We start from the raw sequence: 22,381 nt of genomic DNA on the forward strand, positions 1-22,381 counted from the left end.
GCCAGCGGTACGGCCCTCAGCCGCAGTGACGCGCTGGCCTGGCGCGTACGGCTGGCGCAGCGCCACACCGTCGAACCCCCAGCCGCCGAACCCCCGGCCGCCGAACCCGGCCCGCCGAGACTTGCCCTTCCGCCGAGCCTGTCCGGCGGAGCCCTGTCCAGCAGAGCCCCAGCCGCCGAAAGCCCCTCCCGTCGAGCTCCGGCCGCCAAGCCCTGACCCGCCGAGCCCCCTCCGCAGGCCCGGCCGTCAAGCCACCGTCTGCAAGCCCCCTCCCGCAACCCCGGCCCGCCAAACCCCCCAACGGGCCCTCCACCCCACCCCGCCGAACCACCCCTACCCCTGCCGCCCCACGGCGATCGCGTGCAGTCTCTCCAGACGCCGGCGCGACTCCTCGTCGGCCGGTACGTACGTCACCATCCGCGGCCCCGGCTGCGGCCCCAGCCACAGGTCGGTGTGGTCGACGGTGACGAGGCCGACGTGGCGGTTGCGGAACTCCTTGCGCTTGCTGCGGTGGGCGACGACCTCGTGGCGGTCCCAGGCGGCGCGGAACTCGGCGGACTCGGTGCGCAGCCGCTTGAGCAGCATCTTCCAGGCGGGCTCGCCCAGATGACCGGCCATCGTGGCGCGGAAGCGGGCGGCCATCAGCCGCTGGGTCTCCTCCAGGCGCACGATCGAGGACTGCCACTCGGGGTGCGTGTAGGTCAGCAGGATGCAGTTGCGGTCCTCGGGCGGCACCGCGTCCAGGTCGCACAGCAGCTGCCCGTACGTGCGGTTGTGCGCCAGGATGTCGTACCGGCTGTTCTGCAGGCAGGCCGGGAACGGCTCGACCTGTTCCAGCAGGGCCCGCAGCGCGGGTGTGACCGACGGGCAGACGGTCGCGGGGGTCGGGTCCACCGCCCCGGCCAGCTGGAAGAGGTGGGCGCGCTCGCTGGGGTCCAGCAGCAGGGCGCGGGCGAGGGCGTCGAGCACCTGCACGGAGACCTGGATGTCCCTGGCCTGCTCCAGCCACGTGTACCAGGTGACGCCGACGGCGGAGAGCTGGGCGACCTCCTCGCGGCGCAGCCCGGGCGTACGGCGCCGGCGGCCGCGCGGCAGACCGACCTGCTCGGGGGTGATCCGCTCACGGCGGCTGCGCAGGAACGCGGCCAGCTCGTGCCGCCGGATGTCGGCGTCGCGGGGCGCCTGACGGGACGCCTGACGGGGTGTCGCCGGGGATGCCTGGCGGGGCGCTTCGGGCGCGCGGGAGACCGTCTCCTGGGCCATGGTCGTCATGCCCTCCAGCCTGCCGCCGCCCGCAACCTGTTTCCAGGTAGTGCTTGTACCAGGACAAGGACACTCTGGTACCAGTCTGAGCCGGGCAGCAGTCTCGGTGCCGTGACCGAAACCATCCTCACCTCACGCTCCGTCAGATCTCCGCAGGCCACACCCTCCCTCGGCGACCTGGGACTGTTCGCCGTGCTGCTGGCCGCGGCGCTCCCCCTCATCGACTTCTTCATCGTCAACGTGGCCCTGCCCACCATCGGCACCGACCTCGCCGCGAGCGAGTCGGTCCTGGAACTCGTCGTCGCCGGGTACGGGGTGGCGTACGCCGTGCTCCTCGTCCTCGGCGGCCGGCTCGGCGACCTGTTCGGCCGGCGGCGGCTGTTCCTGGCCGGCATGGCGGCCTTCGGGCTGACCTCGCTGGCGTGCGGACTCGCGCCAGGCGCCTGGTCGCTGGTGGCGGCCCGGGTCGCGCAGGGCGCGTCGGCCGCCGCGATGGTGCCGCAGGTCCTGGCCACCATCCAGGCCACCACCACCGGTGCCCGGCGGGCGCGGGCCATGAGCCTGTACGGCGCCACCGCCGGGCTGGCCATGATCGCCGGGCAGATCCTCGGCGGGGTCCTGGTCGCCGCGGACCTCGCGGGCACCGGCTGGCGCTCGGTGTTCCTGGTCAACGTGCCGGTGGTGCTGGCCGGCCTGCTCCTGGCCGCCCGGGCCGTACCCGAGACGCGCTCGCAGCACCCCGAGCCGGTCGACGGCCCGGGCACGGTCCTGCTCGCCGTCTCGCTGCTCACCCTGCTCGTGCCGCTCACCGAGGGCCGGGCCGCGGGCTGGCCGCTGTGGACGTGGCTGGCGCTGGCCGCCTTCCCCCTGGCGGCGGGCACGTTCTACGCGGTGGAGCGCCGGGCCGACCGGCTCGGCCGTACGCCGCTGGTCCCGCCGAGCCTGTTCCACCTGGCGTCGCTGCGGCGCGGGCTGGTGCTGATCCTGCCCTTCTCGATCGGCTTCAGCGGGTTCATGTTCGTCGTCGCGGTGGCGTTGCAGCAGGGCGCGGGCCTCGGCCCGGTCGCCGCGGGCCTGGCGCTCTCCCCGCTGGCGGTGGTGTTCTTCGTCTTCTCCCTGCTGGGCCCGCGCCTGGTCACCCGGTACGGCACGCGCGTGGTGACGGCGGGCGCCGCGCTGCAGGGTCTCGGGCTGGCGCTGATGGCCCTGGCCGCCTGGCACTTCTGGCCGCACGTCGGGTTCCTCGAACTGCTCCCGGGAGCGGCGGTGGCCGGCGCGGGCCAGGCGCTGCAACTGCCGGTGATCTACCGGGTGGTGCTGTCGGAGGTGCCGCCGGCCCGGGCGGGCGTCGGCAGCGGTGTGATGATCACCACTCAGCAGTCGTCGCTGGCCCTGGGCGTCGCCACCCTCGGCACCCTCTTCCTCGCCCTGGTCCCGGGCCTGGGCATGCGGGACGCCCTGGTCATCACGCTCCTGACCCAGCTCGCCGGCGTCCTGGTGACCGGCCTGCTGAGTCTGCGCCTGCCCCGCACGATCGGCTGACCCCGGCCCTGCCGGGGCCTGCGGTGCCGCACACTCTTGTCGTCCACTCGTGCCGTCCCCGCCCCCGGATGCCGGAGCAGCCATGCCACGCCGCAGTCAGCTCGACCCGAGCAAGGTCAGCCGCTGGGACCAGCACGGCCGGGAACACGTGGTCCGGGTCCTGCGCAGTGGCGTGCAGCGGGTGATCCGCTGCGACACGTGCGGCTGGCGCCGCAGCGCTGTGTTCCTGCCCCGGCCCCGGGCCGAGGAGCACCTCTCCGAGGCCCACCAGGCGACGGTGGACCCGACGGCCGCGTGAGCCCTACCGGGCCCGCAGCCCCCGCATCAGCAGGTCCACCAGCGCCGTGAAGTCGGCCTCGGCTCCGGGCTTCTCCCACTCCCGGGCGAAGCCCGGGTTGTGGAAGGGGCCCGTGGCCTGGAAGAGGGCGCGGGCCGTGGTCGCGGGGTCGGCGGGGGGCGCGAAGGTGCCGGCCTTGACACCCGCCTCGACGATCCGCGTCAACTGGCCGGTGAGGTCGGCGACGTGGGCGGCGACCGCCTCGCCGTTCTCCTCGGCCAGAACCAGGTACGTGGCGAACAGTTCGGGATCCTCGCCCGCCTTGAGCCGCTTGGCGGCGAACAGCGCGCCCAGCCAGTCCCGCAGGCGCGCCTCCGGGTCGCCGTCCCCGGCCACGATGCCGGACAGCTGCTCCGACGTACGGTCCAGCCACCGCTTGGTCACCGCCTCGCGCAGCGCGGCCTTCGTACGGAAGTGCCGGTAGACGCTGCCGTGGCTGACGCCGAGCGCGCGGGCCACGTCCACCACGGTGGCCTTGGCCGGGCCGTGGCGGCGCAGCACCTCCTCGGTCGCTTCGAGGATGCGCTCGGCGGTCAGGGTCTCGGTGGTCGGTGCCATGTACTAGACCGTACCCGGCACCGGGATCAGCGTTCGCTGTCCAGGAGTGCCATCTGCGCGGCCGGGTAGCGCTCACCCGCCACCGCGTCCGCCGGTACGGCCGCCTCGATCGCCGCCAGGTCGGCCGCGTCCAGCGTGACCTCCAGCGCCCCCAGCGACTCCGCGAGCCGGTCCCGGCGGCGGGCGCCGACCAGCGGCACGATGTCCTCCCCGCGCGAGAGCACCCAGGCGATGGCGATCTGCGCGACGGTCACGCCCTGCTGCTCGGCGATCTTGCGGAGCGCCTCGACGAGGGCGAGGTTGCGGGTGAGGTTCTCGCCCTGGAAGCGCGGGGAGCGGGACCGGAAGTCGTCGGCGGGGAGCTGCCGGTCGGGGCTGAAGTGCCCGGAGATCAGACCGCGTGACAGCACGCCGTAGGCCGTGATGGAGATGCCCAGGTCACGGGTGGTCGGCAGGATGCGGTCCTCGATGCCGCGGGTGATCAGGCCGTACTCGATCTGGAGGTCGGTGATCGGGGCGGTGGCGGCGGCCCGGCGGATCGTGTCCGGGCCGACCTCGCTGAGGCCGATGTGGCGGACGTACCCCTGCTCGACCAGCTCGGCGATCGCGCCGACCGTCTCCTCGATGGGCACGTCCGGGTCGAGGCGGGCGGGCCGGTAGATGTCGATGTGGTCCAGGCCGAGGCGCTGGAGCGTGTGGGCGGCGAAGTTCTTCACGGCGGCGGGGCGTCCGTCGAAGCCCAGCCAGGAGCCGTCGGGGGCGCGCAGGGCCCCGAACTTCACGCTGACCAGGGCCTGTTCGCGCCGGGCGGCGGGGGCGGAGCGCAGCGCCTCGCCGATGAGCAGTTCGTTGTGGCCCATGCCGTAGAAGTCGCCGGTGTCGAGCAGGGTCACGCCCGCCTCCAGGGCGGCGTGGATCGTGGCGATCGACTCGGCGCGCTCGGCGCCCTCCCCGTACATCGTCGGGGACATGCCCATGCAGCCGAGGCCGAGGGCGAAGACGCGAGGGCCGGTGGTTCCGAGAGAGCGGGTCTGCATCGTCATGCCCTCCACCTTGGCATGACAGCTGACAGATTTCAATATCTGTCAGCTGTTAGATGTCAGTCGACGCCGGGCACACAAAAGCCCACCCCTCCCCGGCTCGGCCGGGAAGGGGTGGGCGAAGTGGTGCGGGTCCGGGGCTCAGCAGCCGATCAGGCGGCCGGCCAGGTACCCCTCGATCTGGTCCAGCGACACACGCTCCTGCTTCATCGAGTCACGCTCGCGCACCGTGACGGCGTTGTCCTCGAGCGTGTCGAAGTCGACGGTCACGCAGTACGGCGTACCGATCTCGTCCTGGCGGCGGTAGCGGCGGCCGATGGCGCCGGCGTCGTCGAACTCGATGTTCCAGTGCTGGCGCAGCGCCTGGGCGAGGCCCTTGGCCTTGGGCGACAGCTCCGGGTTGCGGGACAGCGGCAGCACGGCGACCTTCACCGGGGCGAGGCGGTGGTCGAGGCGCAGCACGGTCCGCTTCTCCATCTTGCCCTTGGCGTTGGGCGCCTCGTCCTCGACGTAGGCGTCGAGCAGGAAGGCGAGCATCGTCCGGCCGACACCGGCCGCCGGCTCGATGACGTACGGCGTCCAGCGCTCGCCGGCCTCCTGGTCGAAGTAGGACAGGTCCTGGCCGGAGGCCTTGGAGTGGGACGACAGGTCGTAGTCGGTGCGGTTGGCGACACCCTCCAGCTCGCCCCACTCGCTGCCGCCGAACTGGAAGCGGTACTCGATGTCGGCGGTGCGCTTGGAGTAGTGGGAGAGCTTCTCCTTGGGGTGCTCGTACCAGCGCATGTTCTCCTCACGGAGACCCAGGCCGGTGTACCAGTTCCAGCGCTGCTCCATCCAGTACTCGTGCCACTTCTCGTCCTCGCCCGGCTTGACGAAGAACTCCATCTCCATCTGCTCGAACTCGCGGGTGCGGAAGATGAAGTTGCCCGGCGTGATCTCGTTGCGGAACGACTTGCCCATCTGGGCGATGCCGAACGGCGGCTTGCGGCGCGAGGTGGTCTGCACCTGGGAGAAGTTGGTGAAGATGCCCTGCGCGGTCTCGGGCCGCAGGTACGCGATGGAGCCGGAGTCCTGCGTCGGGCCGAGGTGGGTGGAGAGCAGGCCCGAGAACTGCTTGGGCTCGGTGAACTGGCCCTTGGTACCGCAGTTGGGGCAGTTGATGTCCGCCAGGCCGTTCTCCGGGGCGCGGCCCTTCTTCTCCTCGTAGGCCTCCTCCAGGTGGTCCGCGCGGAACCGCTTGTGGCAGGAGGTGCACTCGGTGAGCGGGTCGGTGAACGTGGCGACGTGGCCGGAGGCGACCCAGACCTCGGGGGCCAGGATGACGGACGAGTCGATCCCGACGACGTCCTCGCGCGACGTCACCATGTAGCGCCACCACTGGCGCTTGATGTTCTCCTTGAGCTCGACACCCAGAGGGCCGTAGTCCCAGGCGGCCCGCTGACCGCCGTAGATCTCACTGCAGGGGAATACAAAGCCACGGCGCTTGCTCAGGCTGACGATGGTGTCGATCTTGTCGGCGGCCACGGTGCTCTCTTCAATACGACGACGGGCGACGAAGCGAGACGCTTCCAGCGAATGCTTCAGGTTACCGGCGTGGACTGCCCCGGAACCAAATCGGGGCCCTGACCGGGTTTGTTGACAATGGTTTCCATCTTTGCTGAAAATGAGTGTCATGAACGTACGACGACACCACATAACCGGGCTCGCGGTCGCGGCGGCCACCGCGTGCGCGCTCGGCTCCCTCTCCGCCTGCTCCAGCGACAGCGCGGCGGCGGGCGGCAACTCGGAGAAGTTCGACGTCGTCGCCTCGTTCTACCCGATGGCCTTCCTCGCCGAGCGGATCGGCGGCGACCACGTGAAGGTCACCAGCCTCACCGAGCCCGGCCAGGAGCCGCACGACCTGGAGCTCAGCACGCAGCAGCGGGCGGCGATCGAGGAGTCCGACGCGGCCCTCTTCCTCAAGGGCCTGCAGCCCTCCGTCGACCAGGCCGTCACCCAGGCCGAGGTGCGGACGAAGATCGACGCGGCGACGCTGACCAAGCTGGAGGACCTCGGCACCGGGGACGGCCACGACCACGGCGGCGAGGAGGAGCACGCGGGCGAGGAGCACGCCGAGGAGGACGAGCACGCCCTCGACCCGCACGTCTGGCTCGACCCGGTGAAGTACGCCGAGATCGCCCGGGGCGTCGGCAAGGCCTTCGAGAAGGCCGACCCGGACCACGCGGCCGACTACAAGAAGAACACCGAGGCCCTGGTCGCGAAGCTCGACGGCCTCGACACCCGGTTCCGCGACGGGTTGAAGAACACCAGGACCAAGGTCTTCTTCACCAACCACGCCGCCTTCGGCTACCTCGCCCACCGCTACGGCCTGACCCAGGAGGCCATCTCCGGCCTGGACCCGGAGAGCGAGCCGAGCGCGGCCCGCGTCAGGGAACTCCAGCAGGAGGCCAAGGCGGACGGCGTGACCACCGTGTTCTACGAGACACTGGTCAGTGACAAGACCGCGAAGACCCTCGCCCGGGACGCGGGCCTGAAGACCGACGTCCTCGATCCCCTCGAGGGCATCACGGGCAAGTCCCGCGGCGAGGACTACTTCCAGGTCATGGAAGCCAACCTCAAGGCCCTGCGAACGGCCCTGGGAGCCAAGTGATCGACCCATCGGAGGACGGCATGACCGAGCCCGTCATCGCGTTGCGCGGGGTCCGCGCCGACCTGGGCTCGCGCCCCGTCCTGCGCGGCATCGACCTCACCGTGCTCCGCGGTGAGGTCGTCGCGCTGCTCGGCGCGAACGGCTCAGGCAAGTCCACGGCCGTGCGCACCGTCATCGGCCAGGTGCCGGCGGCCGCCGGCGAGATCGAGCTGTTCGGCACCCCCCGCCGCCGGTTCCGCGACTGGGCGCGCGTGGGCTACGTCCCGCAGCGCACCACGGCCGCGGGCGGCGTGCCCGCCACCGTGACCGAGGTGGTCTCCTCCGGCCGCCTGTCCCGCACCCGCTTCGGCGTGTTCCGCGCGGCCGACCGCGAGGCCGTACGACGGTCCCTGGAGCTGGTCGGCATGGCGGACCGGGCCAAGGACTCCGTGGACGCCCTGTCGGGCGGCCAGCACCAGCGGGTGCTCATCGCCCGCGCCCTGGCCTCCGAGCCCGAGCTGCTGATCATGGACGAGCCGATGGCGGGCGTCGACCTGGCCAGCCAGGAGGTCCTGGCGCGCACCCTCCGGGAGCAGGTCGCCGCCGGTGCGACGGTCCTGCTCGTGCTGCACGAACTGGGCCCGCTGGAGCCCCTCATCGACCGGGCGGTCGTCCTGCGCGACGGCTGCGTGGTGCACGACGGGCCGCCGCCGAAGGCGGTCGGCCAGCACGCGCTGCCCGGCCACGACCACGTACACCCGCACGCACCGGCGGGCACCGAACCGATCCGCACGGGACTGCTGAGCTGATGGACTTCCTCGACTACGCCTTCATGCAGCGGGCGCTCATCGCCGCCGTCCTGGTCGGCATCACGGCCCCCGCCGTCGGCATCTACCTCGTGCAGCGCCGCCAGGCCCTGATGGGCGACGGCATCGGCCACGTGGCCATGACCGGCGTCGGCCTCGGCTTCCTGCTGACCTGGTCCCCGGTGTGGATGGCGACCCTGGTCTCCGTCCTCGGCGCGGTCCTGATGGAACTGATCCGCTGGTACGGCCGCACGCGCGGCGACATCGCACTCGCGATGCTCTTCTACGGCGGCATGGCCGGCGGCGTGATGTTCATCAACCTCGCCCCGACCGGCTCCAACGCGAACCTCACCTCGTACCTGTTCGGCTCGCTGTCGACGGTGTCGGAGTCGGACGTGACGGCGATCTGCGTCCTGGCGGCGTTCGTGGTGCTGGTCACCCTGGGCCTGCGCCGCCAGCTGTTCGCGGTCAGCCAGGACGAGGAGTTCGCGCGGGTGACCGGGCTTCCCGTCCGGGCCCTGAACCTGCTGACGGCGATCACGGCGGCGGTGACGGTCACGGTCGCCATGCGGGTGGTGGGCCTGCTGCTGGTGAGCGCGCTGATGGTGGTCCCCGTGGCGGCGGCCCAGCAGCTCAGCCGCAGCTTCGCCGCGACGTTCGTGATCGCCGTGGCGATCGGCGTGAGCGTGACGATCGGCGGCACGGTCACGTCGTACTACCAGGACGTGCCGCCCGGCGCGACGATCGTGCTGCTGACCATCGGGGCCTTCCTCCTGCTCACCGTGCTGGCCACCCCGCTGGCGCGCCGCCGGGCCCGGGCGCAGGCGGCCGCGCACCCGGGCGGGGACCCCGCGGAGTGCACGATTCCGGCCACCCGCAAGGCCGGGGACGAGCTCGGCGTCTGAGGCCGCACGGTCCGGGCTGGCACAATGGCCCGGGCACAGGCAGACGTGAGGCGCGAGTGAGCCGCAGGGCGCGCCGGTGCCGAGGGCGCGAGCGCGCGCAGGCCCGCAGGGGTGAGCACGGTCGCGGTCGCGGCACCGGCTCACAGCGCCCGCAGGCGAAAGAGCCATCGAAGGAGGCAACGGTGACGACCGCTGGACCGTCCGTGAAGGGCCGCGCCACCCGGCAGCGGGCCGCCGTGGCGGCGGCCCTGCAAGAGGTCGACGAGTTCCGCAGCGCGCAGGAGCTCCACGACATGCTCAAGCACAAGGGCGACTCGGTCGGGCTCACCACGGTCTACCGCACCCTGCAGTCCCTCGCCGACGCCGGCGAGGTCGACGTCCTGCGCACCGCCGACGGCGAGTCCGTCTACCGGCGCTGCTCCACCGGCGACCATCACCACCACCTGGTCTGCCGCAACTGCGGCAAGGCGGTAGAGGTCGAGGGCCCGGCGGTGGAGAAGTGGGCCGAGGCGATCGCGGCCGAGCACGGCTACGTCAACGTGGCCCACACGGTGGAGATCTTCGGCACCTGCGCGGAGTGCGCGGCGGACTCGTCGTCCTGAGGCCTGCGAGGCCGGCGAAGGTCTCCTGCGAGGTGCGAAGCCTGGGAAACCCGGTGGGCGTCAGGTGAGGAAGTCCGCCAGCAGACGGTTGAGCTCGGCCGGCCGCTCGGCGGGAAGGGAGTGGTGGGAGGCGCCGGGGAGCGTGACGATGCCCGGGTCGGGCAGGAGCCGGCGGGCACCGGCCGCCACGCGTCGCACGTCGTGCGCCCGGCTGCGTTCCGCCAGCACCACCAGGACCGGTACGGCACACGTCCGCAGATCCCGCGCCCTGGGGCGTCGCATGACGACGACCTTCGACCGCCGGGCGGCGGCGGTGCTGTCCAGGAACGCCTGCCACACGGGATCCTCCGGGTCCCCGCCGGTCTCCCACCGGTGGAAGGCCCGCACGCGCCCGGCGGTCGGCCTCAGCAGCGGCAGCGCCCGCAGGAGGTAGCGCGGGCTCATACCGGCGAAGCAGCTGGTGGGGTCGAGCAACGCCAGCCTGCCGAGTCGGTGGGGCGCGTGCAGCGCGTAGTTCAGGGCGATCCAGGCGCCGTAGGAGTGGCCGCACAGATGCGCCCCGTCCAGCTGGAGCTCGTCGAAGAGCGCGTCGAGCCACGCCCGCAGGTCGCCCACGCCGCGCAGCGGCGCCCCGTCGTGCACGCTGCGGCCGATGTCGCCCATGAGGTCGACCGCGTACACACGGTGGGTGGCGGCCAGCTCCCCGGCGGTGGCGGACCAGGCCATCGAGGTCGCCCCGCCGCCGGGCAGCAGCACGACCGGAACGCCGTCCTCCCGGCCGCTGACGTGGACCCGCGTGGTGCCGTAAGCGGACGGGACGTCGACGCTGCGGACCTCGACGGGCCACCGCCGCAGGACGGCGTCGTACGCCGCGGAGAAGACTGCCTCGTCACTCATGGGCCCCCACACCTTATGATTACTCGACCACCGACTATCTCGACCATCGAGATATCAAGATACCTGCCGATGCTAGCGGAGTGAACGTGGACGACGAGCGGGAACCCGACCTTCAGCTGATTCATCTGCTGCGGGCCGTCACCGTGGAACTGGACCTCTTCGCCGCCGAGTTCGCCTCCCGCCACGGCCTGCACGCCACGGATGTGCGCGCGCTGATCCACCTGCTGGACGCGGGCCGGGCAGGCAGGACGGCCACCCCCGGGTGGCTCGGGGCGCAGCTGGGGCTGAACTCGGCGTCGGCCACGGCCCTGGTCGACCGGCTGGAGCGGCTCGGGCTCGTACGCCGGGAGCGGGACACGCGTGACCGCCGGCGGGTGGTGCTGGTGGTGCGGGACGAGGCGGTGAGCCTCGGGTGGTCGTTCTTCGGGCCGCTGATCCAGGAGATGGTGGGCGCCCTGGGATCCTTCGACGAGCAGGAGCTGGCCACCGTGCGGCGCTTCCTGGCGGCCATGCGCGACGTGACCGCGGCGGGACGCCGGGCGCAGCGGCAGGACGAGCCCTAGCCGCCCGCCCCCGCGTCACCGCCGGGCGCCTGCCTCAGCCGTCCTCGGAGGAACGCCCCTCCATCGCCAGCAGCTCCTCGTTCGGGATCGCGCCGCCGAAGCGCCGGTCCCGGGAGGCGAACTCGACGCACGCCCGCCACAGGTCACGGCGGTCGAAGTCCGGCCAGAGCACGTCCTGGAAGACCATCTCGGCGTACGCGCTCTGCCACAGCAGGTAGTTCGACGTGCGCTGCTCCCCGCTCGGCCGCAGGAACAGGTCCACGTCCGGCATGTCCGGGTAGTACAGGTACTTGGCGAAGGTCTTCTCCGTGACCTTCGACGGGTCCAGCCGCCCGGCCCGCACGTCCTCCGCGAGCGCCTTGGCCGCGTCCGCGATTTCGGCGCGCCCGCCGTAGTTCATGCAGAAGTACAGCGTGAGCCGGTCGTTGCCCTTGGTCTGCTCCTGGGCGATCTGGAGCTCCTTGGCCACCGACCGCCACAGCTTGGGCATCCGCCCCACCCAGCGCACCCGCACCCCGAGCTCGTCCAGCTGGTCCCGGGTCTTGCGGATGAAGTCGCGGTTGAAGTTCATCAGGAAGCGGACCTCCTCCGGCGACCGCTTCCAGTTCTCGGTGGAGAAGGCGTACAGGGAGATCGCGCCGACGCCCATCTCGATCGCGCCCTGGAGCACGTCGAGCACCCGCTCGGCGCCCACCTTGTGCCCCTCGGTGCGCGGCAGCCCGCGCTCCTTGGCCCACCGCCCGTTGCCGTCCATGACGATCGCCACATGGTTCGGGACCAGCTCACCGGGGAGCTTCGGGGGCCGCGCGCCGGACGGGTGCGGCTCCGGCGTCCTGTACTCCCGGCGCTGACGCCCCAGGATCCCGCGTACGGCCATGTGTCTCTCGCTCCTTGGGTGGTGGGTTCTACTTCTCTACATACCGGAGGGAGCGCAGCCCGCGCTCCAGATGCCAGTGCAGGTACGCGGACACCAGCCCGCTGCCCTCCCGGACGTACCGCGGCTCGCACGCGTCCGCGGTCTCCCAGTCTCCCGTAAGCAGCGCGGCGAGGAGTTCCAGGGCCTGCGGCGAGGGGACGACGCTGCCGGGCACCCGGCAGTCGCCGCAGACGCTGCCGCCCGACGCCACCGAGAAGAACCGGTTCGGCCCGGGCATCCCGCACTTCGCGCAGTCGCCGAAGCTGGGCGCGTAGCCGTTGACGGCCAGCGATCGCAGCAGGAACGCGTCGAGGATCAGGTGCGGGGCGTGCTCGCCCCGGGCGAGCGTCCGCAGCGCGCCGACCAGCAGCAGGTACTGCTGCACGGCCGGCTCCCCCTCGTGGTCGGTGAACCGCTCGGCCGTCTCCAGCATGGCCGTCCCGGCGGTGTACCGGGCGTAGTCGGTGACGATGCCGCCGCCGTACGGCGCGATCGTCTCGCTCTGCGTGCACAGCGGCAGCCCGCGCCCGACAAGCTCGCTGCCCTTGGCGAAGAACTGCACGTCGACGTGCGAGAACGGCTCCAGCCGCGCCCCGAACTTCGACTTCGTCCGCCGGACGCCCCGCGCTACGGCCCGTACACGCCCGTGACCGCGGGTGAGCAGCGTGATGATCCGGTCCGCCTCACCCAGCTTCTGGGTGCGCAGCACGATGCCGTCGTCGCGGAACAGACTCATGGCCCCATTCTCGCGCACCCGGAACACCCCGAGGGCCGGGCCCGGGTCAAGGGACCTCGCCGCGGCTGCGCGCGTTGGCGTACGCCGTCGCCGCGCGCAGCCGCTCGGCCGGGGTGGCGTGCCGCACGGCTCTCGGGTCGGCGTCCCACTCTCTGCCTCCCCCGTAGGGTCTGAGCTGGACGTAGGGCCCCTCATGCCCCATGACGATGCCGACCCGGCCCGTTCGGGTGTCCACCACATACGCTCCGACCGGCGGCTTCATCGCAGCACCGCCGCGAGCCGCCGGGCGGTCTCCACCGAACACCGGCCCAAATCGATGAGCGGACAGGGCGCCTCCCGCGCAAGACTCACCGGGTCGATCCCCAGTGACGGCAGGGTAATTCCGGCCTTGGCGAGTTCCGTCCGCAATTCTTTCACTGCTTCCTCCGCTTCTTCGACGCGGTGCGCCGGGTGCCGTACGTCCACCGTGCTCCCCTTCCTTTTCTGTTTTCATTCTTCGCAACCTTACGGTGACGCTCCACCCTTACACTCGGGAAGGGTCTGCGCTCTACAAGTGGAGGGCAGTGCAAGGGGGTTATCGATGGCCAACGGTTCACGCCAGGCGGCCTGGGAGTTCTTCGGTACGGAGCTGAAGCGGCGCAGGGAGGAGGCCGGACTTACGCAGGTGGAGTTGGGGGCGCGGGTGTTTGTCTCCGGCGGCTATATCGGCCAGTTCGAACAGGCCATTCGCAAGCCGCAGTTGGATGTCGCGCAGCGGATTGACGAGGTTCTGCAAACCGACGGTATTTTCGAGCGACTGTGCAGGAAGCTGATTGATGACAGGCGGTACGCGGATTACTTCGCCAAGGCGGCGGAGCTGGAGGCCCGGGCGACGAAGATCTGCGAGTTCGCTCCTGCTCTGGTCCCGGGCTTGTTGCAGACGGCGGAGTACGCCCGCGCGGTCACCCTCGCGATGAACCCGTTCGCGGCGGACGAGTACATCGAGGACAAGGTGTCGGGCCGCATGGAGCGCAAGAGGATTCTCAAGGACGCTACACGGCCGGTGTATTGGGTGATCCTGCACGAGAACGTACTGCGCGTTCCGGTCGGCGGAACCACTGTCATGGCCAAGCAGCTGGAGCGTGTGGCGGAACTGGCACGGCAGCGAACGGTGGTGGTGCAGGTGCTGCCGTATGCGGCTGGGGCCTACTCGATGATGACCGGCTCGCTCAAGCTCATGGAGTTCGAGGACGCCCCGCCGACGGCCTATACAGAGGCCGTGTATTCGGGCAACCTGCTGGACGATCCGGCCGTGGTGAAGCGCGCACAGTCGGCATACGATCTGCTCAGGGCCGCCGCGCTGTCGCCGGAGGCGTCCCTGGCCCTGATCGGATCTGCGGCGGAGGACTTCAGACGATGCGCGAGTACGACCTGAGCCACGCGCACTGGCGCAAGAGCACCTACAGCGACGGCAACGGCGGCGACTGCGTCGAAGTCGCGGACGGAGTCCCCGGCCTCGTGCCCGTCCGGGACAGCAAACTCACCGACGGGCCGGTTCTCGTGCTCGGCGCGGGCGCCTGGGCGGCGTTCGTGGGGGCGTTGGCCGCCCAGGCGTAGCGCGCGTAACGAGTCGGACGGGGTCAGGAGATCTTCCACTGCTGGCTGGTCGCGCCGGTGCCGGTCTCCTGGTCGACCGCCGCGCCCTGCGTGGTGGAGCCGCCCGGGACGGCGATGTTCAGGTCGCTGCCGACGCCGGCGAGCATGTACGTGCTGCCGGTGTAGCTGCCGACCAGGTCGAGGAACCACTGCTGGTTCGCCCCGCCGGTGCAGGTCCACTGCTGCAACTGCACGCCGGTGGTGGTCGACTGGTTCGGCACGTCCAGGCACAGGCCGCTCTTGACGCTCTTGAGCGTGTACACGTTGTCCGCGACCCGGGTGAGCGTCCACTGCTGGTTGGTGCCGCCGTTGGACGGCCACTGGATGATTTTGGCGCCGGTCGCGGTGGACCCGCTCGACACGTCCATCACCAGGGAGCTGTTGGCGTTGGTGAGGGTGTGGACGCCCGCGGAGGGCAGCCCGCTGCCCGCCGACCAGGTGCCGGCGTCGGGGTCGAGGGACCAGGTCGGGTACTGGCCGAGGTTCACCGTCGTGCCCCGGATGGTCAGCGGCAGCCAGATCAGCTTGGACGCGCCCAGGTTGGAGGTGTCCCAGCGGTCGCCGGCGTAGATGTACGTGGTGCCCGCGGTGCCCTGGACGGTGATGACGTTCGCGGTCTGGCTGCCGTAGGTGTGGGTACCGGGGGCGGCGAAGTTCCGGAACGCCGACCAGGGGCCGCTCAGTGAGGTGGCGGTGGCGTAGATGTTGTCGTTGAGACTCCAGCCGGTCAGGTGGGAGCCGAAGACGTAGTAGATGCCGTTGACCTTGATCATCGCGGGCGCCTCGACGCTGCCGCTGCCGCTGCTGCCGAGCACCGCCACCGCGCTGTCGACGGAGAGGTAGTCGGCGGAGAGCTTGTCGATGCGCAGGCCGTTGTTGCGGTCCTCGGACAGCAGGTAGGCGGTGCCGTCGGTGTCCTTGAACAGGCCGAGGTCACGGCTGAGGTTGCCCAGCGGCCGGAAGCTGCCCCGGTAGGTGTACGGGCCGCACGGGGTGCTGCTGGTGGCGACACCGACCTTGGCCTCGGAGTAGTTGGTGCTGTCGATGTGCATGTACATCACATACGTGCTGGTCGACGCGTTGTAGATGACCTTGGGCCGCTCCACGATGCGGCTCGGCCCCAGGTCGCCGCCGGCCTGCCTGCTCAGGGCCTGGCCCTGGTAGGTCCAGTCGGCGAGGTTGTCCGAGGTGTAGCAGGTGATGTCCTGGAAGGACGTGTCCGCCGACGTCTCGCCGGTCTTGTCCTCGCCGAAGCCGTACCAGGTGCTGCCCACCTTGATGATGCCCAGGCCGTGCAGCTGAAGCGGATTGCCGTTCTGGTCGGTGCGTGCGGCGCCGGTCGTGAAGGACACCGTGGCCGCGTGCGCCGCGGTCGCCGGAAGCAGCAGCGCGGCGAGGGTTCCGAGGAAGGTCAGAAGGGCGGCGGCTGCTCGCCGCCGCCGGCCGGCAGGCCGAAGGGGAGTTCCCTCGGGCATGTTCGTGCCTCTCGTTCAGGGCCCGGGTGCCGGGCCTGGCGGGGCCCATGAGAAGGGGAAGCGACAGAAGAGGTCAATAATCACGTTCGAGTTTGTTGAATCTTGACCATATCGGCGGGCACCGGCGTGCGGGGGCGGTGTCGTCCTCGCGGCCTGGGGTAAACCCCCGCAAGGACAGGGCAGTTGACCGGATGGGGTGGCGGGGCGGGATCGGCGAGGCTCGTCCGCATGCAGCAGACCACGCGAGCCCAGCAGACCCGCCGCAACGCCGCCTACGTCACCTTCGTCGCCGCATCCGCCGCCGTCGCCGGTCTCCTCACACCGCTGGCCGCCGACGCGGCGTCATCCGGTCCCGCCCCGTCCCTCACCTGGACGGCGTGCGAGGGCGGCGGCCTCGACCCCCGCCAGCAGTGCGCGACGCTCTCCGTGCCGATGGACTACGCCGATCCGGGCGGGCCGAAGATCGACATCGCTCTGTCCCGTATCCCCAGCGAGAAGCCCTCGGCGCGCCGCGGTGCGCTGCTGATGATCCCCGGCGGACCCGGCGGGGACAGCCTCGCCGACCCCTCCAGGAAGGGCGGGAAGCTGCCCCGTCCGGTGCGCGAGGCATACGACCTCATCGGATTCGCACCGCGCGGCAACGCCCCGTCCACGCCCGTGAGCTGCGCCATCGACCACTCGGACCTCAGCCTCACCAAGCTGCGTCCCTGGCCCGCCCCGGACGGATCCGTCGCCCGGAACATGGCCACCGCCCGCCGGCTGTCGGACGCCTGCGCCCGCAGCGGCGACCCACTGCTGCGGCACATCAGCACCAAGAACAACGCCCGCGACATCGACCGCATCCGCGCCGCCCTCGGCGAGCGCAAGCTGTCGGCCTGGGGCGTCTCGTACGGCACGTACATCGCCGATGCCTACCTCCAGCTGTTCCCGAAGCGCACCGACCGCGTCGTGCTCGACAGCAACGACCATCCCGACCCGGTACGGGCGGAACGTGCCTGGCTCGCCGCGTTCGAGGCCGGCGTCGAGGACACCTTCCCCGACTTCGCCGCCTGGGCGTCCCGGCCCGGCAACCCGTACCGGCTGGCCGGCACCGCGGCCGAGGTGCGCCCGCTCTTCCTGCGCCTGGCCGCCCGCCTGGACCGCGAGCCGATCCCCTGGCCCGGCGCCAACCCCGAGGAGCTGAACGGCAATGTGCTGCGCCAGACCATGCTGGACAGTTTCTACGACCCCGAGGACTACCCCGTCCTGGCCAAGCTGATCCTGGCGGCGCGAAAGGGCACGGTGCCGCCCGCGCCCCAGGCCCCGCCGGATTCGGTGCTGCGCAACTACGCCGCGGTCGGCGCCGCCACGATCTGCAACGACGCCGCCTGGCCCCACTCGGCCGAGGCGTATCAGAAGGACGTCGACGCCAGTCGCGTCACGTATCCGCTGACCGCGGGCATGCCCAGGAACGCGATGGTGTGCGCCGCCTGGCCGTGGCAGCCGCAGGAGCCGCCGGTGCGCGTCACGGACCGGGGCCCGTCGAACATCCTGCTCGTCCAGAACGAGCGGGACGTGGCGACCCCGCTCAGCGGCGCCGTGAAGCTGCGCGAGGCACTGGGCCGGCGAGCGGTGATGGTCACGAACGGCTCCACCGGCCACGGCGCCTACCTGGACAACGGCACCGCATGCGGAGACCGCCTGGTCTCCCGCTTCCTGACCACCGGCGAGCGGCCCGCCCAGGACATCCACTGCCGTTAGGAGAACGGCACCCTGGTGGCGCGAGGATCGGGCGGACCGGACTGGCGCCACGCGACCGCCTTCGACATTCGTCCGGCCCTTCGGCCTCCGCCGCGCCAGGGCCACCGGTCCCGGTGGTCCGCCTCGCGCCACAGCGCCCGCGCGGGTGATGCCCCCGCGCGCCCCGGTATGCGAATGTCCTCTCGACGAGGATTCGCCGACGCCTTGCCGGCGGACCAGGGTCACGAATGGGAGGCTGCCCCATGTCCTACCCGGAACCGCGCTACCTCGGTGAGAAGGGCGAGATCAACGCCGTCTTCCGGTCGGCCGGCACCCCGCCCGACATCGTCTCCGAGAACGGCACTGCCACCCACTACCTGGCCGACCACGCCACCACCGGTGGCGAGTTCGGGCTGTACAAGGTGGACCTGGGGCCCAGGGCGGCAGGCGCCAAGCCCCACTTCCACCGGACCATCTCCGAGTCCTTCTACGTGCTCTCCGGCGAACTGCGGCTCTACGACGGCGAGCGCTGGATCACCGGCCGCCAGGGCGACTTCCTGTACGTACCGGTCGGCGGGGTGCACGCGTTCACGAACGACAGCGACGACCCGGTGTCCATGCTGCTGCTGTTCTCGCCGGGGGCTCCGCGCGAGGAGTACTTCGAGCGCGTCGCCGAGGTCGCGCAGCGCGGCGGCGACGAACTGCGCGCGTTCCAGGTGCGGCACGACAGCTACTTCCTCTGAGAGCTCTCAGAAAGCCCCCGCCTCTAGTCGTCGCCGTCGCTGCGCTGCGACCGGGAACCCCGGTCCGCGCTGCGGGCCAGTTCACCGGCGAGCAGCGTCGCCTTGGCCACCCCGCGTGCCCAGCGCGGAGCGTCCCCCCGGGCCGCCCAGAAGACGCAGACACAGCCGCCGACGACGAGCAGGACGAGGACCGACAGTACGAGCACGAGCATGCTCGCCCCCCTTTTTTCCGTGTGATGATCCGCCATCCTCTCAGGCGTGGGACGAGTCGACCCACGACCTCGTACGCAGAGCAGCCCAGGGAGCCTCCATGACCTTCCCCGCCCCGCTGTCCGGTGTCGTCCCGCCCGTCTGCACGCCCCTGACACCGGACCGCGAGGTGGACGTCCCCTCGCTGCTCAGGCTGGTGGACCATCTGGTGGCGGGCGGTGTCCACGGGTTGTTCGTGCTCGGGACGACGTCGGAGGCCGCGTATCTGACGGACCGGCAGCGCCGGCTGGTGGTGGAGTCGGTGACGGCCCACGTGGGCGGCCGGCTGCCCGTCCTGGCGGGTGCGATCGACATGTCGACGCCCCGGGTGCTGGACCACGTACGGCAGGTCACCGAGGCCGGTGCCGACGCGGTCGTGGTGATCTCGCCGTACTACAGCCGCACCCACCCGGTGGAGATCGCCCGTCACTACCGTCTGGTCGCCGCCGCCAGCCCGGTCCCGGTGCTGGCCTACGACCTGCCGGTCGCCGTGCACACCAAGCTGCCCGCCGAGCTGGTGCTGGAGCTGGCCGCAGACGGTGTTCTGGCCGGGCTGAAGGACTCCAGCGGCGACCTGGCGGCATTCCGCGCCGTCGTGACCGGCGCCCGTACCCACCCGGGCATCACCGGCTTCAGCGTGCTGACCGGCTCGGAGCTGATCGTCGACGCGGCGCTCGCGGTGGGCGCCGACGGGGCGGTGCCCGGTCTCGCCAACGTCGACCCGCACGGCTATGTCCGCCTCGACCGGCTCTGCCGCGCGGGCGACCGGCAGGCCGCCCGGGCCGAACAGGAGCGGTTGTGCGCCCTGTTCGGCATGGTGTCGGCCGGTGACCCCTCCCGCACGGGCGCCGGCTCGTCGGCCATCGGCGCGTTCAAGGCGGCCCTGCACCTGCGGGGTGTCATCGACTGCCCGGCGACGGCGGAGCCGCAGGTGCCGTTGTCACCGGAGGAGGTGAAGCGGGTGGGCACGTATCTGGCGGCGGCAGGGCTGCTGTAGTCCTGCTTGCCTCCCGTTCGTGACCAAGGTGTGGGATTCTCCTGTGGCGGTTGCTACCGAGTGGTAGGACGCCTGATGTCGCGCCGTCGTGAAACGGTGCGCCTGCGTGATACGGGGGTGCGGGATGAGGGTGCGGTCAGGCTGGGTAGCGCTTGCCGTCGCAGTGTTGACGGCCGCGGTGGGGTGCGGACGCAGCGCGACAACCGACCTCTCATCCGCGGAGCTGCAGAGTCGGTGGTGGTCATGGGTATCCGCCGGACCTGATGAGTCCGATCCCATCGCGGACCAGGACGGAAGCTCATGTGCTCGGCACCAACCGGACGACGTGTGGTTCCTCGCCGGCACGTACGGGGGGTCGGCCGAGCGGGCCTGCACTCTTCCCTTCGGACGGCCGGTCGCCTTCCCCGTCGTGAACAGGTGGGGTACTTCTCAGGAATGCTCGGACTTCATGGCGAGCGCCACCGGGTGGGCCGCCCTCGACGGCAAGCGGCTGGATCCGGAAATTCATCGTGGGGAGACGATTCAGATCAACCGCTTCGCAGGCAGTCATGTCATCGGCGCGGACGGTGGTTTCGAGACCACTGGGTGCGGATTGTGGATCCAATTGCCGCCTCTGGAGCCAGGCTCACACGTCCTGGTAATTCGCGGTGAGTCCGGCACCTTCCGAATCAGCGTCGACTATGCGCTGACCGTAGAAGCGGAGCGGCACTAGCTCGGATTTTTGATCTGCTGGTTCCACTCCGGAATGTGTTTCAGCGTCACGTGGTGCCGGGTCACGATCCCGGAAGAGCAGAAACCCCACTCCGTTTCCCTCCCAGTCATTTACTCGTCAACCAGCTTTCCCCCCGGCGTCACCAGGCCCGACTCGTACGCCACGATGACCAATTGGGCGCGGTCCCGGGCCCCCAGCTTCCCCATGATCCGGCTGACGTGGGTCTTCGCGGTGAGCGGGCTGAGCCCCAGCGTCTCGCCGATCTCGGTGTTGGTCAGGCCGCGCGCGACCAGCGTGAGCACCTCCCGCTCGCGGTCGGACAGGCACCCCGGGCCGCCGGCCGCCACCGGCGTCGGTGCCGGGCTGCGCAGGAACCGCTCGATGAGCCGCGCCGTCGGCCCCGGCGACAGCAGCGCCTCACCGGCCGCCACCGTGCGGATGCCCTCCAGCAGGTCGGCCGGCCTGGTGTCCTTGACCAGGAACCCGGAGGCCCCCGCCCGCAGCGCCTCGACGATGTTCTCGTCGGTGTCGTAGGTGGTCAGCACGAGCACCCTCACCCCGGCCAGATCCTCGTCGGCGGCGATCAGCCGGGTCGCCTCGATGCCGTCCAGGTCGGGCATGCGCAGGTCCATCACCACCAGGTCGGCACGCGCGGAGCGGGCCAGCTCCACCGCCTGCCGTCCGCTGCCGGCCTGGCCGACGACCGCCATGTCCGGGGCGGACTCGACAAGCATCGCGAACGCCTCGCGCACGAGGGTCTGGTCGTCCGCGAGCAGTACTCGGATGGTCATCCGGTCCCTTCCCCCGTCCTGGTCAGCGGCAGCACCGCGGTCACCTCGAAGCCGCCCCCGGGCCGCGGTCCGGCGTCGAGTGTGCCACCCACGCTCCGCGCCCGCTCCCGCATCCCCACGAGCCCGAAGCCGGGCAGGGTGCCGGGGGTCGGCCTGGTGCCGTCGTCGGTGACCGACAGGTGCAGGGCGCCGTCCTTCCCGAACAGCTCGACCCGCACGGCCGGTTCGGCTCCGGCGTGCCGCACGGCGTTGGTCAGCGCCTCCTGCGCGATGCGGTAGGCGGCGGCGCCCACGGCCGGCGGGGCATGGTCGAGGCGTACGGCCGTCTCGACCCGGGCGCCCGCGAGCCGCGCCGCCTCCACCAGGTCGGGCAGACCGTCGAGGCCGGGCAGCGGGCCGCGCGCGTCGCCGTGTTCGCAGGCGCGCAGCACCTCCAGCGTCGTCCGCAGCTCCCCGCGCGCGGTGCGGCAGGTCTCGGCGATGTCGTCGAGGGCCTTGGCGACGGTCTCGCGGTCGAGCCGCAGCGGGTCGGCGTTCAGGACGTGGGCGGCCACCGAGGTCTGCACGCCGATGAGCGTGATGCTGTGGGCGAGCAGGTCGTGCAGGTCGCGGGCGATACGCAAGCGTTCCTCGGCGACCCGCCGCCGGGCCTCCTCCTCGCGGGTGCGTTCGGCACGCTCGGCGCGTTCGACGATGGAGGCGACGTACTGGCGGTAGTAGCGGACGTCGACGCCGAAGAAGAGCATGGCGATGATCCAGCCCGACACCCGGAGCAGTTCGACGGCCTGGTGGGTGTTGACGGTGAGCATCACGCTCAGGGAGACCGTCAGGACGGTGACGCCGGTCAGGACCGCGCGCAGGGGGCGGCCGGTGGCGGCGACCGTGTAGAGCGCGAGGTACGACGCCGGGCCCGGCGCCACGGGGTTGTAGTCGAGGGCGTGGTACGGCACCACGCACGGAACCAGGGCGGCCAGCGCCAGCACCGGACGGCTGCGCCGCCAGACGAGCGGCAGATGGGCCGCGAGCAGCAGGGCCCAGCCGAGCGGGCCGGGCCTGCCGTCCCCGTCTCCCAGGAGCGCGATGGCCACGGCGAGCGCGGCGACGCAGGCCGCGAGCAGGGCGTCGTTGCGGGTCCGGTGCGGCGCGGTCAGCGGGTCGCGGTTGATCACCGCGATGATCCGTTCGCCGAGGCGGGGCCGCTGCGTTGTGGTGGTGGGCTGCACGGCGTTCATCCTCCGGGCGGAAGGCGCCCCTCCGGGAGGGAGG

At 71.4% G+C, this 22,381-nt stretch carries 26 protein-coding genes; 13 read left to right on the top strand and 13 right to left on the bottom strand.

Features of this window, described 5'->3' with window-relative positions; genetic code table 11:
- Positions 1-333 precede the first annotated feature (333 nt).
- The gene (locus tag AB0K80_RS01365; RefSeq protein ID WP_365664949.1) at positions 334-1,263 is read right to left on the bottom strand and encodes a helix-turn-helix domain-containing protein; all 930 of its coding nucleotides are present in this window, start codon (positions 1,261-1,263) and stop codon (positions 334-336) included.
- A 111-nt stretch (positions 1,264-1,374) separates the two neighbouring features.
- Between AB0K80_RS01365 and AB0K80_RS01370 the strand changes: the two genes are divergently transcribed.
- Both AB0K80_RS01370 and AB0K80_RS01375 read left to right on the top strand, forming a co-directional pair.
- The gene (locus AB0K80_RS01370; protein WP_365664616.1) at positions 1,375-2,805 is read left to right on the top strand and encodes an MFS transporter; all 1,431 of its coding nucleotides are present in this window, start codon (positions 1,375-1,377) and stop codon (positions 2,803-2,805) included.
- Positions 2,806-2,887: 82 nt separating this feature from the next.
- Positions 2,888-3,103: a hypothetical protein gene (locus AB0K80_RS01375; RefSeq protein ID WP_365664618.1), complete on the top strand. Its 216-nt coding sequence runs from the start codon at positions 2,888-2,890 to the stop codon at positions 3,101-3,103.
- A 3-nt stretch (positions 3,104-3,106) separates the two neighbouring features.
- On the opposite strand, the gene AB0K80_RS01380 is transcribed toward AB0K80_RS01375, so the two are convergent.
- The 3 genes from AB0K80_RS01380 to AB0K80_RS01390 all read right to left on the bottom strand — a co-directional run bounded on the left by AB0K80_RS01380 (position 3,107) and on the right by AB0K80_RS01390 (position 6,264).
- Entirely contained in the window at positions 3,107-3,700 is a 594-nt protein-coding gene (locus AB0K80_RS01380) for a TetR family transcriptional regulator (protein WP_365664620.1), read from the bottom strand.
- 26 nt (positions 3,701-3,726) lie between these two features.
- A complete protein-coding gene (locus tag AB0K80_RS01385) occupies positions 3,727-4,743 on the bottom strand; it encodes an aldo/keto reductase (protein WP_365664622.1) in 1,017 nt (338 codons plus the stop codon).
- A 138-nt stretch (positions 4,744-4,881) separates the two neighbouring features.
- Positions 4,882-6,264: a glycine--tRNA ligase gene (locus AB0K80_RS01390; protein ID WP_365664624.1), complete on the bottom strand. Its 1,383-nt coding sequence runs from the start codon at positions 6,262-6,264 to the stop codon at positions 4,882-4,884.
- 148 nt (positions 6,265-6,412) lie between these two features.
- Here AB0K80_RS01390 and AB0K80_RS01395 point away from each other — a divergent pair, with 148 nt between their 5' ends.
- From AB0K80_RS01395 to AB0K80_RS01410, 4 genes are all read left to right on the top strand, one after another.
- A complete protein-coding gene (locus AB0K80_RS01395) occupies positions 6,413-7,390 on the top strand; it encodes a metal ABC transporter substrate-binding protein (RefSeq protein WP_365664626.1) in 978 nt (325 codons plus the stop codon).
- Between the two features lie 20 nt (positions 7,391-7,410).
- Positions 7,411-8,178 (top strand): metal ABC transporter ATP-binding protein, encoded by a 768-nt coding sequence (locus AB0K80_RS01400; protein ID WP_365664627.1) that lies wholly within the window; start codon positions 7,411-7,413, stop codon positions 8,176-8,178.
- On the top strand, positions 8,178-9,080 hold the full coding sequence (locus AB0K80_RS01405; protein WP_365664629.1) for a metal ABC transporter permease: 903 nt from the start codon (positions 8,178-8,180) through the stop codon (positions 9,078-9,080). Before AB0K80_RS01400 ends, AB0K80_RS01405 begins: the two co-directional genes overlap by 1 nt.
- Before the next feature lie 182 nt (positions 9,081-9,262).
- Entirely contained in the window at positions 9,263-9,682 is a 420-nt protein-coding gene (locus tag AB0K80_RS01410) for a transcriptional repressor (protein WP_365664631.1), read from the top strand.
- A 60-nt stretch (positions 9,683-9,742) separates the two neighbouring features.
- On the opposite strand, the gene AB0K80_RS01415 is transcribed toward AB0K80_RS01410, so the two are convergent.
- Positions 9,743-10,579: an alpha/beta hydrolase gene (locus tag AB0K80_RS01415; RefSeq protein WP_365664633.1), complete on the bottom strand. Its 837-nt coding sequence runs from the start codon at positions 10,577-10,579 to the stop codon at positions 9,743-9,745.
- An 86-nt stretch (positions 10,580-10,665) separates the two neighbouring features.
- On the opposite strand from AB0K80_RS01415, the gene AB0K80_RS01420 reads away from it, so the two are divergent.
- Positions 10,666-11,142, top strand: coding sequence for a helix-turn-helix domain-containing protein (locus AB0K80_RS01420; protein WP_365664951.1), 477 nt, complete (start codon positions 10,666-10,668; stop codon positions 11,140-11,142).
- A 34-nt stretch (positions 11,143-11,176) separates the two neighbouring features.
- Here the strand turns inward: AB0K80_RS01420 and AB0K80_RS01425 are convergent, their stop codons facing one another.
- From AB0K80_RS01425 to AB0K80_RS01440, 4 genes are read right to left on the bottom strand one after another with little or no spacing between them, the layout of a single operon-like run.
- Positions 11,177-12,019, bottom strand: a complete 843-nt coding sequence (locus AB0K80_RS01425) for an isoprenyl transferase (RefSeq protein WP_365664635.1) — start codon at positions 12,017-12,019, stop codon at positions 11,177-11,179.
- Between the two features lie 28 nt (positions 12,020-12,047).
- Positions 12,048-12,794, bottom strand: coding sequence for a DNA repair protein RecO (gene recO, locus AB0K80_RS01430; protein ID WP_365664637.1), 747 nt, complete (start codon positions 12,792-12,794; stop codon positions 12,048-12,050).
- A 46-nt stretch (positions 12,795-12,840) separates the two neighbouring features.
- Entirely contained in the window at positions 12,841-13,056 is a 216-nt protein-coding gene (locus AB0K80_RS01435) for a hypothetical protein (RefSeq protein ID WP_365664639.1), read from the bottom strand.
- Positions 13,053-13,259 carry a hypothetical protein gene (locus tag AB0K80_RS01440; protein ID WP_365664641.1) on the bottom strand — a complete coding sequence of 69 codons (207 nt, stop codon included), beginning with the start codon at positions 13,257-13,259 and terminating at the stop codon, positions 13,053-13,055. The genes AB0K80_RS01435 and AB0K80_RS01440 overlap by 4 nt, the downstream gene beginning before the upstream one ends.
- 115 nt (positions 13,260-13,374) lie before the next feature.
- Between AB0K80_RS01440 and AB0K80_RS01445 the strand changes: the two genes are divergently transcribed.
- On the top strand, positions 13,375-14,208 hold the full coding sequence (locus AB0K80_RS01445) for a helix-turn-helix transcriptional regulator (RefSeq protein ID WP_365664643.1): 834 nt from the start codon (positions 13,375-13,377) through the stop codon (positions 14,206-14,208).
- Positions 14,190-14,390 carry a DUF397 domain-containing protein gene (locus AB0K80_RS01450; RefSeq protein ID WP_365664644.1) on the top strand — a complete coding sequence of 67 codons (201 nt, stop codon included), beginning with the start codon at positions 14,190-14,192 and terminating at the stop codon, positions 14,388-14,390. Before AB0K80_RS01445 ends, AB0K80_RS01450 begins: the two co-directional genes overlap by 19 nt.
- A gap of 23 nt (positions 14,391-14,413) precedes the next feature.
- Here AB0K80_RS01450 and AB0K80_RS01455 read toward each other — a convergent pair whose 3' ends face one another.
- On the bottom strand, positions 14,414-15,904 hold the full coding sequence (locus AB0K80_RS01455; RefSeq protein ID WP_365664645.1) for an RICIN domain-containing protein: 1,491 nt from the start codon (positions 15,902-15,904) through the stop codon (positions 14,414-14,416).
- Between the two features lie 228 nt (positions 15,905-16,132).
- On the opposite strand from AB0K80_RS01455, the gene AB0K80_RS01460 reads away from it, so the two are divergent.
- Positions 16,133-17,644, top strand: a complete 1,512-nt coding sequence (locus tag AB0K80_RS01460; protein ID WP_365664646.1) for an alpha/beta hydrolase — start codon at positions 16,133-16,135, stop codon at positions 17,642-17,644.
- Positions 17,645-17,886: 242 nt separating this feature from the next.
- Positions 17,887-18,366, top strand: a complete 480-nt coding sequence (locus AB0K80_RS01465) for a cupin domain-containing protein (RefSeq protein WP_365664647.1) — start codon at positions 17,887-17,889, stop codon at positions 18,364-18,366.
- Between the two features lie 23 nt (positions 18,367-18,389).
- Here the strand turns inward: AB0K80_RS01465 and AB0K80_RS01470 are convergent, their stop codons facing one another.
- On the bottom strand, positions 18,390-18,578 hold the full coding sequence (locus tag AB0K80_RS01470) for a hypothetical protein (RefSeq protein WP_365664648.1): 189 nt from the start codon (positions 18,576-18,578) through the stop codon (positions 18,390-18,392).
- A gap of 98 nt (positions 18,579-18,676) precedes the next feature.
- Between AB0K80_RS01470 and AB0K80_RS01475 the strand changes: the two genes are divergently transcribed.
- Positions 18,677-19,612 carry a dihydrodipicolinate synthase family protein gene (locus AB0K80_RS01475; RefSeq protein WP_365664649.1) on the top strand — a complete coding sequence of 312 codons (936 nt, stop codon included), beginning with the start codon at positions 18,677-18,679 and terminating at the stop codon, positions 19,610-19,612.
- Positions 19,613-20,060: 448 nt separating this feature from the next.
- Positions 20,061-20,324 carry a hypothetical protein gene (locus AB0K80_RS01480; RefSeq protein WP_365664650.1) on the top strand — a complete coding sequence of 88 codons (264 nt, stop codon included), beginning with the start codon at positions 20,061-20,063 and terminating at the stop codon, positions 20,322-20,324.
- Between the two features lie 110 nt (positions 20,325-20,434).
- On the opposite strand, the gene AB0K80_RS01485 is transcribed toward AB0K80_RS01480, so the two are convergent.
- Both AB0K80_RS01485 and AB0K80_RS01490 read right to left on the bottom strand, forming a co-directional pair.
- Positions 20,435-21,115, bottom strand: coding sequence for a response regulator transcription factor (locus AB0K80_RS01485; RefSeq protein WP_365664651.1), 681 nt, complete (start codon positions 21,113-21,115; stop codon positions 20,435-20,437).
- Positions 21,112-22,347 (bottom strand): sensor histidine kinase, encoded by a 1,236-nt coding sequence (locus tag AB0K80_RS01490; protein ID WP_365664652.1) that lies wholly within the window; start codon positions 22,345-22,347, stop codon positions 21,112-21,114. The genes AB0K80_RS01485 and AB0K80_RS01490 overlap by 4 nt, the downstream gene beginning before the upstream one ends.
- Between the last annotated feature and the right edge of the window lie 34 nt (positions 22,348-22,381).

This window comes from Streptomyces sp. NPDC052682 (assembly GCF_040678435.1).
Lineage (GTDB): Bacteria > Actinomycetota > Actinomycetes > Streptomycetales > Streptomycetaceae > Streptomyces.